The organism is Carnobacterium sp. (genome assembly GCF_032094055.1).
GTDB lineage: Bacteria > Bacillota > Bacilli > Lactobacillales > Carnobacteriaceae > Carnobacterium_A.
Window position 1 is genome coordinate 3,660 of sequence record NZ_DAMDAK010000024.1, and the last position, 13,500, is coordinate 17,159.

Here is a 13,500-nt window from a genome sequence, read left to right on the forward strand (position 1 = left end):
ATCGCTAAAACAATTTCGGGAAACGTTCGAATAGCGGTTAAAACAAATTTACCAGACGTTGAAACAAAGCGTTTGCTCTTCTTATTGCGCGCTGCCCAAAATGCAAAAGGCAAACTTAAAATGGCTGAAATAAAAGTTCCTAGAAAAGCAATCGCAATCGTTTCGATCAATAAACTGATTAAATCTTCCCCATCACCTGTGTACACATAGCTCCAGTCGGGATGGATCAAGCCGCTAAAGATGGCTTTTGATACACTGCCAGCAGTATCTTTAACACCGCTGAATGGAATTCCGGCAAAAGCCCAAATGTAAATAGCTGCAAGAATAACCACGATCAGAATCGTTTTATATCTATTTTTCTTTGGTTGAGTCGGTAGCATTATAGTAATCTCTCCCTTAGTTTGTTACTGATGGCATCAATGACCAATACCACCAAAAAAATCACGATCACAATGACAGCCGTTCTGTCGTATCTGAATTGGCTCAATGACCGCTGTAGATAAATACCGATTCCCCCAGCTCCAATATACCCTAAAACAGTGGAAGCACGGACATTGATTTCAAAACAATACAAGAAATAACTGAAAAAGTGACTGCTGACTTGCGGGAAAATGGCGTAACGAATAATTTGCATTTTATTTGCACCAGAAGCCGTCAATGCTTCAACCGGTCCTTCATCAATCGTTTCAATCGCTTCATAAAACAATTTTGAAATCATCCCGAAAGAAAAAACAGATAAGGTAATGACACCGGCAACCGGTCCAATTCCTACGATAGCTACAAATACAGCAGCCAACATCAAATCCGGAACAGTCCGGACAATATTTAAAATGAAACGCAAGACACTATTCACTATTGGATTTTTAACAATATTACGCGCAGCTAACAAGGAAAACGGCAAAGCTACCAAGGCTCCAAAGGTTGTGCCAATAATAGCCATTTGAATTGTTTCCAGCAAAGGTTGAATGACAATACTTATGTAACTCCAATCCGGTAAAGCCATTTGCTTTAAAATAACCGTCATTTGGCCCATATTGGCAAATAAACGCCCCATCTTTACTTCAGAAAGATTGGCACTATAAAGAAAAATAAGAACAAATAGAATGGCCCAAAGAAGTGGTTTTACTTTGCTTTTACCTTTGGGTAAGTCTGAAGAATGGGTGTTCATGCAGTAACCTCCTCGGGTTTAGGCTCTTCTAGGATTTTTTCTCCATAAATACCGCGCAATGTTTCATCAGTGGCTTTTGCTACTGGTCCATCGAAAACAACTTCTCCATCGCGTAACCCAATAATTCGTGTACCGTATTGGCGAGCTAAGTCAACAGAATGTAAATTCACCACGATTGTTATTCCTAGTTCTTGGTTGATCCGCAATAAATCATCCATTACTTTTTCCGTTGTCACCGGGTCTAAAGAAGCTACCGGCTCATCGGCTAAGATAATTTTAGGTTCTTGGCTTAATGCTCGCGCAATGGAAACCCGTTGTTGTTGTCCGCCAGATAATTCATCCGCACGTGTATAGACTTTTTCTGCCAAATTGACCCGTTGCAACGCTTCATAAGCAAGTTGTTTGTCTTCTTTTGGAAACATGCCCAACATCGTTTTAAACGTAGAATGGTAGGCGACACGACCTGATAAGACATTTCGTAAAACGGTCGAGCGCTTCACTAAGTTGAAACTTTGGAAAATCATGCCGATATCACGGCGGATCAAACGCAACTCTTTACCTTTTGCTTGAGTGATTGATTTTCCGTCAATTTGAATATCACCTGATGTAATCTCATGCAGTCGGTTAATAGCTCGTAACATGGTACTCTTACCCGCACCAGATAACCCAACGACGATGACGAATTCACCCTGCTTGATATCAATATTTAAGTCTTTTAATCCTTGAACCCCATTTGGGTATACTTTACTTACATTCTGAAAAGAAATAATCGATGCATTTTTATCGACAATGGGTGTCATTTTTCTTCTCCTCCAATTTTTAAATTTGATTCATTCGTTTTGCCTCATTACAGTGTAAAGTACTTGACCTTTTTTTACTAGAATTATTAAGTTTTGCTAAAAAAAATTGATGTAAAAAGAACAAACTACCTAACAATTGAATCTATTTTTTTGTGCTAAGTGTTCGATAGAAAGGCACCAGCTGACACTTCTACCTATTTCTCAGCTTAGACGCGCTCTAGCTAACACTCCTACCTGTTTCCTAGCTTCTTTTGTTCGGTAGAACCGTTTGGCCTTTCAATATTTCTTTTCTGGAACCTTTTATAAACCCTATATGACAAAAAAAGTTATCTTTGGATTCAACCAAAGATAACCTTTTTCAATCCATTTACTAAAGGCAGAGAATTTCTCATAGTGAAAAAATGTTTTTTATTTTCTCTTATTGTCCAACTTCTTTAGCATATTCTCTTACGATATCAAAGTTTTTGTCATCTGATACGACATAACCTTCATGAGAGTATACATCAGAAATGATTTGTTTGCCTTTTTCTGATTTTCCAATCGCAATAAAAGCATCTTGGATTTTTTTATTCCATTCTTCACTCATATCAGCGCGAGCAGTAATCGTATCATTTGGAATAGGTTCAGTAATGTACATTGGTTCAACTTTTTCAAAAATATCTGGAACATCTTTTACTACATTGTTACGAGCATCTTCAAAAACGAACGCTGCATCCACATCGCCGTTTAAAACAGAAAGGATCGCTTGGTCATGTCCTTTCACTTGTACAGTTGTGATGTCGCTGTTTTCAATATCCACACCTGCTTTTTTCATTTCAGCAGCCGGCCATACATAACCTGCTGATGATGTAACGTCTTGAGTAGCAATGGTTTTGCCTTTCAAGTCTTCTAATGTTTTAATGTCGCTGCCGGTTTTAACTACGATCATTGATTTATACGAATCAACCAATGAGTCTGTTGGTTTTCCGCCAGGTTGTTCAACGCCATAACGTTGTGCTTGCAACAATACTTTTGCGTCACTTTGTTCATGAGCTAATACATAAGCATTTGGAGGTAAGAAGCCAATATCGATTTGTTCTGAAGACATTGCTTCAATAATAGTATTGTAATCAGTAGAAACACTTACTTCAACTGGAATATCCAATTCAGCTTCTAGTAAATCTTCTAACGGTTTTGCTTTGGCTTCAAGTGTTTCTGCTGCTTGAGAAGGAACAAATTGAACTTTCAATGTTTTAGGCACATACCCTTCGTCTGTTTGTGTACCATCACCGCTGTCTGATCCCCCGCCACATGCTGCTAATGTGGCAGTCAAGGCTAAACTTAAACCGAATAAAACCATCTTTTTCATGTTCTTCATTTTACTGATTTTCCTCCCTAAAAGAGCTGATATGTAACTCAAAAGCAGTAAACCGCTCCTAAGTCCTTTATTAGTATATCTGTTATTTTTCAATTTATCAATACTCAGTTACCGCTTTTACAATAAATTTACAACAATAAAACGAATAATTAACATAAATAAAAAATATTCGTTCGCTTTTTTACGAAGCCTATTTTCCAAGAAACTAGCGCTTTGTTGCCCCTTTTATTACAAAAAAAGAGCATGATATAAAATCACACTCTTTAATCAGTGTATCTATTCAACCTTTTATTTAACCATTGCTAAGGCACCCATAGGATCCCAAGGCTCAAGCTCAATCACAGGTTCATCTAATGCTTTTAACCATTTTTCAGGAATATATTTTTGATCAACCGCTATTTGGTAGTTATATTCATCAAACCACTTGTCGCTCATTGAATAAATGCCTTTTTTACCGGCTTTATCCCCCCAGCTGTTTTCAACTTTCCAAGTTAACGGTTTGCCTTCATCATCTAAGTTGACTCCGACAAAGACCATCGCATGCGTCAATAAACTGTCGCCATAATCTAACCGTTGGGCTTTTGTTAAATTCAATCCTTCCCCTAACGTCAAATCATATTGATAACTCTTTTCGTCCATAATGCCGCCATCTCTGATCGACATTTGACCGACATCACAGCCAAACCAAACCGGTTCGCCCGCTTTGATGGAAGTTATAGCAGCTTCTTTTAAAACTTCGATGGGTGCATTGATGTAACGGATCGGTTGAGCTTCTTTGACTGTACCTAAATATTTAACGGTATAAGCTCTGCCATATGGTTTGTCAGCCGTGGGAGCGTTCAATAAGCTGATCAAATTCGGCAAGTCCCAACCAACATATTTTTTGAAAAATTCTTGCGGTGTGATATCCGCAATCCGATGGAACTCATTGTCTTTATCACGGTAATCATACGTAAAAGTTTCAGGAATTTCTCCTAGCGCTTTGACCAATACATTATAAATAAAGTACAGCATGTCTTCTTTTTTCGCTGTTAAAACTTCAAGTGTTTCGCCATCTTGATGACCTTCACGCAATACACTGGCAAATTCACGCAACTTAGAAGTCAAGATTTTGTTCATCACAGCCGTATTGGCAGAATGGAATGTTTCCGGCATAACGGCTTTAGGAACTGCACCGTATTTTTCTAAGATACCTGAGAACATGTCCCATTGGCCGCCATCTTGAACTGGACTCATCAGCAAATGAGCAATGATTCTTGAATCTTGCGCTTCATCTAGTGTATCTAAAATACTATCTAAGAAATAATTTGCTTTTTCCAATTTGTCCCAAAACAACGTATAATTTTGCGAAAATTCAAAAGTATCTACGTTTAATCTATTCATGGTATCAACACGCGCTGTATTTAAGGCAGCAAACATCCAACAACGTCCGCTTGCTTGTTGATTCGTAATTTCTCCGCGTTTTGTTTCATCCGAAAAAGTAAACGAATGGCGACGCAAAACATCGTTGTCGATAGAAGCTGTATTGATACCGACTTTAGCAATCGCTCCTTTAATGACTTGGTTTTCGCGGTTTTCATCAAACCGTTTTTTAAAATTGGTTAATAATTCTGTATTGATGGTCAAATAATCTCCTCCTGATAATTAGATAATTACCATGTTACTCCTTTTTAAAGTTCCTTACAAATCTTTTTTAATCATTTTTTCATTGTTTCGGCATTTCCTTTTAACCATACCGGCATTGTTATCCTGCTGAAGAGGCTGTGTAATACAATTCCCAGAGTCGCTCCTGTGCTGTCGATCATTACATCGCTCAGCATCGCTCCTCTTCCAGGCACAAAATATTGATGAAATTCATCTGAAAAAGCATAAAGAACACAGATTACCAGTGCGATTCCAACAGCTTTCAAACTGGTTATCCCACTGCTTTTCAATGCGTATTTGAGCAGAAATCCTAATGCCATATAAATAAAAAAATGAGCATTTTTTCTAATAAAATGATGCAGATCAGCCGGAGCGAAATGCCGCAGCAAGATACCTGATACTACATACAAAACTCCGATGATAATAGCAATCCAGATGAGTTCTTTTAACCCAATCGTTTTATTTTTCTTTTTCAAAAATCTTCCTACTACATAGGCCAACACCAGACTAACCAGGGCTTGAGATAATTTAACTGCTTGCACAGTTACTTTCATCATGTCATAACTGAGATTCCATGATTCTCCTGCTGGTTGAGAAGAAAGGTAAAAAATCAACCCCATCCAGACGATGACTGCCGTCCAAGCAATAAATTGGTTCATTTTTTTATTTTTTACTATTCTCATCCTTTTACACACCCTTTATGTTCCTGTATTCTTTGTATTTTACAGGTTTGGCCGCATAAAAACACTTATTTTGATTATTTCAACTAAAAATATATAGATTTCGAAAAATAAGAACTAGAATTAATACTTCACATGCTCCATTCTTACTTTTTAGTAGAATGCTTTTAAATTATTTTTTTTAATGAAAGTAAAATTGATTCACAGAGCTTATTTTAAACTCCCTAAAGAGAAAACACCCAGCATAATTAAGACAATTCCTAATAAAATAGAAAGCCATTCTTTACAGGTTTTCTTTTCTTTGAAAAAAATTATGCCCCCTAATGTTGCCACAATTACACAGCTTTGAGAAATACTAAAACTTGTTGCTACACCTAACTGGATAGTGGTCAGAAACATCCCCAGATTAGCAACGGACCAAGAAAAACCAGTTATTAAATTATAACTTAGATTTGAAAAAGAAAAATGTCCTTTGAAATAATGTAGATAAATAATGCTAGAAGCAATAATCATACCTATAGATTGCGGTAAAATTATTTGATATCCCTCAATAGAAAACAATTGATTGGTTAGGACATATAGCATAAGGAATACAGAAGAAAGCAAGGTCCAGCCATACGCGTTATACTGGTTGCTTTCAACTATATTTCTCTGCTGATAATTTGTGCACAAAATTCCAATAACGATCATGACAATAGACAAAGTTCCAATCATAAACATTTTACTGTTTGTCCATTCTTGAAATAAAAGGACAGATGTAAAAGAAATAAATATCAACTGGGAACCATTAGATAAAGGCATAATTTTAGATACAGAGGAAAGCTGAATACCTTTGAATTGAAATAATTGCCCAATACTCCAAAAAACACCCGATATAAAACTAACGGTAAAAGAAATAAGTGTAATTTCGGGCCTCATAATGAGTGAGATAATAATCGAGAAGATAAAAGCAAAGACAGCTGTACCTAAAAGTTGTTCAACCGGGGAGCTTTTTCTTAAATTAGCAATGATCGGCATAAATCCCCATCCTAGAATAGGCAAAGATGCAGTAACATAAGTGAGCATAGAGTCCTCCTAAAAAATTAATTCTTATTTTTCCCTGTATTCTATTATGAAGCAATATAAAACCTAACGAGTAAGAATCGTTAGGTTTTGTGTTAAGTCGCCTATAAAAAATATTTTATATTCATACTGTTTGTTCATTAACAATCATTTTGGTTTGTTCATTAACCAGTTTTTCAAATTCTTCTCTGACTTGAGGAACTGACAAACCTACAATTACTTGTAAAGCATTGCCATTCCTTACTACTCCATGTGCTTTGCCTTTAGTAAAAGCTTCATTACTTTTTACTTTAGATTCATCTGCTACCGTAACCCGCAAACGTGTTGCACAATTGCTAATATTCACGATATTTCCTGCTCCTCCAAGCGCTTCCAAATAAACAACGGCTTGATCCTGATAAGCATTCCCTGTTGCCGCTGTTTTATCTTTCTTATTTTTGTAATCTTTTTTTGTATATAATTCTACTTCTTCTTCCGTTTCGCTTCTTCCAGGTGTTTTAAAATCAAATTTAAGGATCAAAAATCTGAATACAAAGAAGTAAATACCTGCAAAAATAATGCCCAGTATGATTTGAATGGCATAAGTCTGCCAATGATTCGCTCCCATGGGGATGATATTCTTTGCAATCATTTCAATTACGCCGCCTTGCATATCTCCAACAATTCCAAGCATATACATTGTTGTTGCCATAGTGGCTGCCAATAGTGCATGAATTAAAAATAAAACTGGTGCAATAAATAAGAACGTATAATCAAATGGTTCGGTAATTCCAGCAAAAACTGCAGTTAGCACTCCTGGGATCAATAGAGCAAGTACTTTTTTACGGTTTTCTGGTTTAGCTGTAGAATAAAATGCTAAGGCAATGCCTGGAATTCCAAACCAGTTAGATATTCCTTGCAATGCAAAACCGCCTTCAGGAAATAGTTGTTTCAATGAAAGTGTTGAACTTGCAAATTCACGCATATGTTCCATCCAATAAAGTGTTGTTCCTCCTTCAACCACTGCCGGACCATACTGGAACGGTGTATAGATAAAGTGATGCAGCCCAGTTGGGAGTAAGGCTTTTTCCAAAAAGATATATAAGAAAACACCAATATTGCCTGAATTGACCATTACGCTTTGTAAAGATAAAATACCTTGTTGTATATTTGGCCAAATCCATGAAGTCAAAAATGCTGCTATCAGCATAACGAAGAAACCAACAGCTCCGACAAGAGCCGATCCTTGAAAAATTCCTAGGAAGTCAGGTAGTTTTTTTTCAAAGAATCGATTGTGCAAATAAATAGCTAAAGATGCGATTGCAATTGCTCCTAAAACGCCGGTATCTAATGTTTTAACTCCAGCAATTAATTTTAAACCACTTTGTCCACCAGCTTCAGCACTGTAATCAATACCAAAAGAAGTACCAAATGTTTCTAAAATAGCAGCTACAAAGCTGTTAAATGTCATATAAAGAACAAATGATTCCATAGCAGCACGAGCATGTGCATTTTTTGCAAGGCCAATTGGAAGCCCTATAACAAATAATACTTCCATATTATTGAATACAGTCCAGCCCCCTGCTTCAATAATCTTCCACATATTTGTCCATAAAGTCCCTTCATTGGCAATACTGCCAATGATATCAGGGTTTGTAAATACTGAGGCTAAAGCTACGACTATTCCAGAAAAAATAAAAAATATAACCGGACCAAACATTGCGCCACCAAAACGCTGTATTTTCGCCATCATCAGTTTTATCTCCTTTAGTATATTTTATTTTAATTCAGGCCAATATCCTTTATTTGCTTCAATCATTTCATCTAATACTAATTTAGCAAATCGAGCAGAAGGAACCGTTTGATTTAAGGTAAAAGCTTGCAATGCTTTTTGATAAGAATTTTCAAAGTACGCATCTACTAATAGTTTTTCAGCTGCGACTTGAGCTTCCATCAAACCCTTGTGAAAATCACAGATATTTTCTCTAAGAGAAATTGGTTCTGCCCCTGTTGCGCCAACGTAAGCTGGTACCTCAACTACTGCATCAGATCGTAAATTAGGAATTGCCCCATTGTTCGGAACGATCAGCATAAACCGTTGATGTTCATCATTCAAGATAGAAGAAGCCATATCAACTATATATTGTCCATGTTCTCCAAAATTAAAATTCAATACGTCTTCAGTCTTTCCTTGACGAATTTTTTCAGCCATTTCTCTTGTATTTTTTTCTCTGCCTTCCATGACCATGTTTGCTCTTGTATATTCTTTATCTGTTTCTTCTACAACCATATCTGGATATAAATAATATTCTAAATAGTTATTAGGAATATTTGTTGGGAAATTCTTAGTAATTACTGACATCATATTAAATGCTGCTTGCCAACTTTTATCGCCTGCATTAAAATCTGCTACCTTCATGTTTTCTGTAGTCAACTTTTCAATAATCTCAGGCATAACATCTCGTTCAAGAGACTTATCGTAAATTTTTGTATACCAGCCAAAATGATTTAACCCATAATATTCAGAAATCCAGTTTTTTCGATCATATCCATAGTTAAAAGCAATTGTTTCTTCAATAGAGATTGTCATATCGCAAGCATTCAACATTCTAGCTTTAGGATACACTCTTCGAATAGCTTCAGAAATAATCGTTTCAGGATTTGTATAATTTAAAATCCATGCATGCGGTGCAAAGTTTTGAACATGTCCTACTACTTCTAAAAGTCCAGATATAGAACGTAACCCATAAGCAAAACCACCCAATCCACATGTTTCTTGACCTACCAATCCATATTTCAGAGGAATTTTTTCATCTTTTTCTCGCATCTTCATTCCGCCTACCCGAATTTGTGAAAAAACAAAATCACTTTCTGTAAAAGCTTCTTCGGGATCCAATGTTGCTTTTAATGTAATATCAGTCAAATTTTCTCTTTTTAACATATAATCTATAATTAAAAACATATCATTATTTCTTTTTTCGTCTATATCATATAAATGGATTTCTCCGATAGGCAATTTATCAATATTATTTAAAATAGCTTGGATGATTCCCGGTGTATAAGTACTACCTCCTCCTGCGATAGTGATCTTCAAATTATCTTTTTTCATTATTACCAACCTCTCTGTATTTGATATACACCTAGTATATGTATATTTTATTCAGAAAGCGATACCAACACCGTTGATAGGGCATTTATTCTAAAAAACTAATTTTTTCCAAAGCTTGAAATTTTTTTCATCCTATTCTGCTCCATCTTTGAAAATATGCTATTATAGTTATGTTCATTACTTTTGGAGGTGAAAATATGAGCTTAGAAAAATTTATTAATGCAAATAGATCCAAGCTAAGTGAAAACGATTTAGACATTTTAGCCTACATTTTAACTAATAAAGAAACTGTAACCCATCTAGGAATCCATGACTTATCAATACGTTCCCATACATCAAAATCTACAATTGTTCGATTAACTCAGAAACTTGGATTTTCTGGTTTTTCAGAATTTAAATACTATCTAAAAAATGAAAAAAAGAAGGAGATACTTCCAACAAAAAATAATCTCTCTTTGCTCGAAAGCGATATCAATGAAACGATGTCTTTAATCGCACAAACCAATATGCATCCTTTATGCGAAGCCATTTCTTTGGCGAACCGAGTTTTTATTTACGGTACAGGATGGGGAGAAAAGAAAGCTGCAGATGATTTTACACGTAATTTTATGTCTTGTAATGTTTTTATTATCCCTATTCCTTCTGTTACAGAACTAAATTGGAATATTGATTCTTTTACTAAAAATGATCTTGTTATTTTCATTTCATTTAGTGGAGAAAATTTAGAACTAGAAAACAATATTACTAAGCTAAAATTACATGGCGTTCCTTTTTGTTCAGTCACTCCACTACGTCAAAATTATTTATCCTCACAAGCTACTTATAAACTCTATTATCAAGTTACTCAATTGCAAATTGATAATGATCCTGATAAAGAATATAATTTTTTCATCACTCTGAATATAGTAATAGACTCCTTATTTCGTTTTTATTTAGATAATTATTTTTAATTTCATTATAAATCCATAAAAAAAACAACTCATCGTCACATCACATTTGTAATGACAATGGATTGTTTTTAATTTTTGCCAAACTTTTGAAATATAAAAGTAACAGTATCACTTTATATAGTAGGCCACATTCCTACTCTTAATTTGTTTATTTTAATAATCTTATTTACTTGTAGGTTAAATACTCTAAAGCAATCTTTTGCTTTTTATACTGTGTCAAATTGGTAAATCGTCTCTGAACTAAAAACTTGGCCAACATCTAAAATAATAGAACCAAACCCTTCATTATTAATGGCATCTGGTAATTGCTGCGTTTCTAATGTTAATCCTGAATAATTTCTAATCGGATATCCAACAAGTTCTTCCTCTTCATTCAATCGGTTTCCCGAATAGAGCACAACTGAATCCATATCGGTATACATTTTTAATCTTCGGCCACTCACTGGGTCGCTTAAAATAGCTTCTGGTGTCCCTGCTTTGTGACCTAATACAAAGGCATGATCATATCCATGTACTAATTGATTTTGCGGATGTTGGCTATTGATTCCTTGTTTCAACTTGTTTCCATGACGAAAATCAAAAGCTGTTTCATCTACGGGCACTAATTTTCCAGTTGGAATAAACTGATCATTTAACTCAACGATTTTAGAACTTATTAACGTTAACTGATGATTTAAAATTGTTTCATTCTCATTGCCTGTTAAATTAAAGTATACATGGTTTGTTGGATTAAATAAGGTAGTTTCATCAGTGGTAGCCTTGTAGCGGATTTTCCATTCATTGTTTTCTGTTAGAATAAAGGAAACTTGTACATTTAAATTTCCTGGATAACCAAAACTACCTGATTCGATTAATAGAGTAAAAATTAAGCTGGCCTCAGTGTCTTTAACTTCTTCTTTCACATTCCAAATTCTTGAGTTAAAGTCACCTCCCCCATGTAATTGATTATTCCCTTCATTTACGCTTAACTGATATGTTTTTCCATTTAAAACGAATCGCCCATTTTTTATACGACCAGCTACTCGTCCAACTGTTGCACCAAAAAAAGAAGAATGCTTTTCATATCCGCTTACCGAATCAAATCCTAAAACCACATTTTCAATTTTCCCGTCCTTATCAGGAATACGAAGCGCAGTTAGTGTAGCTCCATAGTTCATTGCTGACAGTTGAACTCCTTGACTGTTTTCTAATGTGTATTCTATTATTTGTTCTCCTTCTATAGTTCCAAAACTTTTTTTAGATATTTTCATAAAATTTTACTGTATCCTTTCATCTTTTATTTTTTCTAATCTAACCATTAAATTAATTGCCTAAAAAGAAAATGAGGAAAGTTTATTTTTCTTCGCTTTATATATTAGTTATTTTTACTTAATTATTTACTATTAATTTAAATTAACATACCTTTTATATGTCGTCAACACAAACTTTAAAGCGCTTTCTCAACTTCAACTTTTAGGTTTACTAGACTATCAGTTATGCTAAATAAAAGAACATCTATGTAACTAAATAGTTAAATAAGAAATAGTAAATTTATGCAATTAGATACTTCAAAAACTCTTTGAAAATTTATGAAGCATTATTAAATGAAATTGTGAAAAAGCCTATTATTTCTTTTTGATTTACAAAAGATAAAAATACTATTAAATCAAAAAAAATAGCGAATTAGTTTTGACACTAATTCGCTACCTTTTATTAAATCTTATAGTACTGTTTATCGGTTATTCTACTTCAAAAATGTCTTCCACTACTCGTTCAACGTAACGTGCTCCAACTACAGAGGTATAAAGGTTAACACCTTCTTTTTCGAATAAGTCTAAAGCGATAATATCAGCCATCGATTTTTGTACATCCTCAGGTGATAGATCCAAGATCGGATCTTGCACACTCATTGTTTTTGCTTTTCCTAAACTTGTATTGAATCTTAACTCTAGTGATTTTGCCATTGTATGTTTCCTCCTTTAATTTTTTTATTGGAAAGGCTGGTTTTAATCAAATCCTGCAACTGTTTCTTTAGCATTAAACAAAAGATTCAGTTATCAGGCCAAAAAGTGTATTAACGGATGTAACGGTATTCTTCTACCACTACAGTATATGAAGCTGGCAGTGTAGTTAATGTTTCCAATGTATTTGTGAAACCTTCTACTTGTTCTGGTGTTACTCCTTGCACTGCATCTGAGTAATTGCGTTTAATGATTTTTTCATTAGCCATATCCTCAAAATAAACTGCAACTGCGCCTTTATTCCATTCTTTTTCCATGATGTGTTCCCTCCTGTTTAGTAGTTTGTAAGGTTTGTCATGACTGCTTACACCAGTAATAACGATTTAGCAGACCAGAGTGTTACGTTATTCTTTTAAAAACGCTAAAAAATGTTCCAGTTTTTGTTGGATCCGTTTTTTCCATTGGTAAATAGTCTTGCGACTTACTTGGTTTTTTTGGGCAATTTCTGTTACGGTCAATTGGTAGACAACTGCATCAATTAAATAGCTTTGTTCTTTAACGGTTAATAACAGCAGCATTTCCTTGAATAGTTCCATTTCCAGCCAGTTTTCTTCAAACCACGGCTGTGTATCAGGGTAGTTCTCTTCCATAAATTCTGGCCAAGCCGATTCATTCTGGGTGACCCGTTTTTGCTTTTTCCGGATATCTCGAATGTGCCACTGCACTTTTCTAAATGCAAACCCGCCAAATGGATAAATGAATTCAGGGTGTTCGGGGTCTTGTGGAAATGTTTCATAAGCTTCTACTAACT

General features: G+C 35.0%; 13 protein-coding genes and 1 pseudogene. 1 reads left to right on the forward strand and 13 read right to left on the reverse strand.

The genetic code is table 11. The annotated features are described in order from the left end of the window. The 9 genes and pseudogenes from RT405_RS05450 to RT405_RS05490 form a co-directional block, all read right to left on the reverse strand. Positions 1 to 380 (reverse strand): annotated as a pseudogene (locus RT405_RS05450) (PhnE/PtxC family ABC transporter permease); the annotation flags it as partial. Further along, entirely contained in the window at positions 380 to 1,168 is a 789-nt protein-coding gene (phnE, locus tag RT405_RS05455; protein ID WP_313468232.1) for a phosphonate ABC transporter, permease protein PhnE, read from the reverse strand. The gene phnE and the pseudogene RT405_RS05450, both read right to left, overlap by 1 nt. After that, positions 1,165 to 1,968 carry a phosphonate ABC transporter ATP-binding protein gene (gene phnC / locus RT405_RS05460; protein WP_313468234.1) on the reverse strand — a complete coding sequence of 268 codons (804 nt, stop codon included), beginning with the start codon at positions 1,966 to 1,968 and terminating at the stop codon, positions 1,165 to 1,167. The genes phnE and phnC overlap by 4 nt, the downstream gene beginning before the upstream one ends. Before the next feature lie 418 nt (positions 1,969 to 2,386). Continuing rightward, entirely contained in the window at positions 2,387 to 3,325 is a 939-nt protein-coding gene (locus tag RT405_RS05465) for a phosphate/phosphite/phosphonate ABC transporter substrate-binding protein (RefSeq protein ID WP_313468236.1), read from the reverse strand. 288 nt (positions 3,326 to 3,613) lie between these two features. Further along, positions 3,614 to 4,951, reverse strand: coding sequence for a C1 family peptidase (locus tag RT405_RS05470; RefSeq protein WP_313468238.1), 1,338 nt, complete (start codon positions 4,949 to 4,951; stop codon positions 3,614 to 3,616). A 71-nt stretch (positions 4,952 to 5,022) separates the two neighbouring features. Further along, on the reverse strand, positions 5,023 to 5,652 hold the full coding sequence (locus tag RT405_RS05475; RefSeq protein ID WP_313468240.1) for a VanZ family protein: 630 nt from the start codon (positions 5,650 to 5,652) through the stop codon (positions 5,023 to 5,025). Between the two features lie 207 nt (positions 5,653 to 5,859). Further along, positions 5,860 to 6,714: a GRP family sugar transporter gene (locus RT405_RS05480; protein ID WP_313468242.1), complete on the reverse strand. Its 855-nt coding sequence runs from the start codon at positions 6,712 to 6,714 to the stop codon at positions 5,860 to 5,862. A gap of 121 nt (positions 6,715 to 6,835) precedes the next feature. Continuing rightward, positions 6,836 to 8,443 (reverse strand): alpha-glucoside-specific PTS transporter subunit IIBC, encoded by a 1,608-nt coding sequence (locus RT405_RS05485; RefSeq protein WP_313468244.1) that lies wholly within the window; start codon positions 8,441 to 8,443, stop codon positions 6,836 to 6,838. 24 nt (positions 8,444 to 8,467) lie between these two features. Continuing rightward, a complete protein-coding gene (locus RT405_RS05490) occupies positions 8,468 to 9,799 on the reverse strand; it encodes a maltose-6'-phosphate glucosidase (RefSeq protein WP_313468246.1) in 1,332 nt (443 codons plus the stop codon). A 197-nt stretch (positions 9,800 to 9,996) separates the two neighbouring features. Here RT405_RS05490 and RT405_RS05495 point away from each other — a divergent pair, with 197 nt between their 5' ends. After that, positions 9,997 to 10,749: a MurR/RpiR family transcriptional regulator gene (locus RT405_RS05495; protein ID WP_313468248.1), complete on the forward strand. Its 753-nt coding sequence runs from the start codon at positions 9,997 to 9,999 to the stop codon at positions 10,747 to 10,749. A gap of 206 nt (positions 10,750 to 10,955) precedes the next feature. Here the strand turns inward: RT405_RS05495 and RT405_RS05500 are convergent, their stop codons facing one another. The 4 genes from RT405_RS05500 to RT405_RS05515 form a co-directional block, all read right to left on the reverse strand. After that, complete coding sequence (locus RT405_RS05500) at positions 10,956 to 11,999, reverse strand: aldose epimerase family protein (protein ID WP_313468249.1); 1,044 nt, start codon at positions 11,997 to 11,999, stop codon at positions 10,956 to 10,958. Between the two features lie 468 nt (positions 12,000 to 12,467). Further along, a complete protein-coding gene (locus RT405_RS05505) occupies positions 12,468 to 12,692 on the reverse strand; it encodes a DUF2922 domain-containing protein (protein ID WP_313468251.1) in 225 nt (74 codons plus the stop codon). A 110-nt stretch (positions 12,693 to 12,802) separates the two neighbouring features. Next, a complete protein-coding gene (locus RT405_RS05510) occupies positions 12,803 to 13,006 on the reverse strand; it encodes a hypothetical protein (protein ID WP_313468252.1) in 204 nt (67 codons plus the stop codon). A gap of 87 nt (positions 13,007 to 13,093) precedes the next feature. Then, a partial coding sequence (locus tag RT405_RS05515; RefSeq protein WP_313468254.1) for a helix-turn-helix domain-containing protein occupies positions 13,094 to 13,500 on the reverse strand: 407 nt, incomplete at its 5' end.

Coding starts and splice junctions, on each gene's coding strand:
- phnE (WP_313468232.1), bottom strand. CDS start 1,168: ATGAACACCCATTCTTCAGACTTACCCAAAGGTAAAAGCAAAGTAAAA.
- phnC (WP_313468234.1), bottom strand. CDS start 1,968: ATGACACCCATTGTCGATAAAAATGCATCGATTATTTCTTTTCAGAAT.
- RT405_RS05465 (WP_313468236.1), bottom strand. CDS start 3,325: ATGAAGAACATGAAAAAGATGGTTTTATTCGGTTTAAGTTTAGCCTTG.
- RT405_RS05475 (WP_313468240.1), bottom strand. CDS start 5,652: ATGAGAATAGTAAAAAATAAAAAAATGAACCAATTTATTGCTTGGACG.
- RT405_RS05480 (WP_313468242.1), bottom strand. CDS start 6,714: ATGCTCACTTATGTTACTGCATCTTTGCCTATTCTAGGATGGGGATTT.
- RT405_RS05485 (WP_313468244.1), bottom strand. CDS start 8,443: ATGATGGCGAAAATACAGCGTTTTGGTGGCGCAATGTTTGGTCCGGTT.
- RT405_RS05490 (WP_313468246.1), bottom strand. CDS start 9,799: ATGAAAAAAGATAATTTGAAGATCACTATCGCAGGAGGAGGTAGTACT.
- RT405_RS05495 (WP_313468248.1), top strand. CDS start 9,997: ATGAGCTTAGAAAAATTTATTAATGCAAATAGATCCAAGCTAAGTGAA.
- RT405_RS05500 (WP_313468249.1), bottom strand. CDS start 11,999: ATGAAAATATCTAAAAAAAGTTTTGGAACTATAGAAGGAGAACAAATA.
- RT405_RS05505 (WP_313468251.1), bottom strand. CDS start 12,692: ATGGCAAAATCACTAGAGTTAAGATTCAATACAAGTTTAGGAAAAGCA.
- RT405_RS05510 (WP_313468252.1), bottom strand. CDS start 13,006: ATGGAAAAAGAATGGAATAAAGGCGCAGTTGCAGTTTATTTTGAGGAT.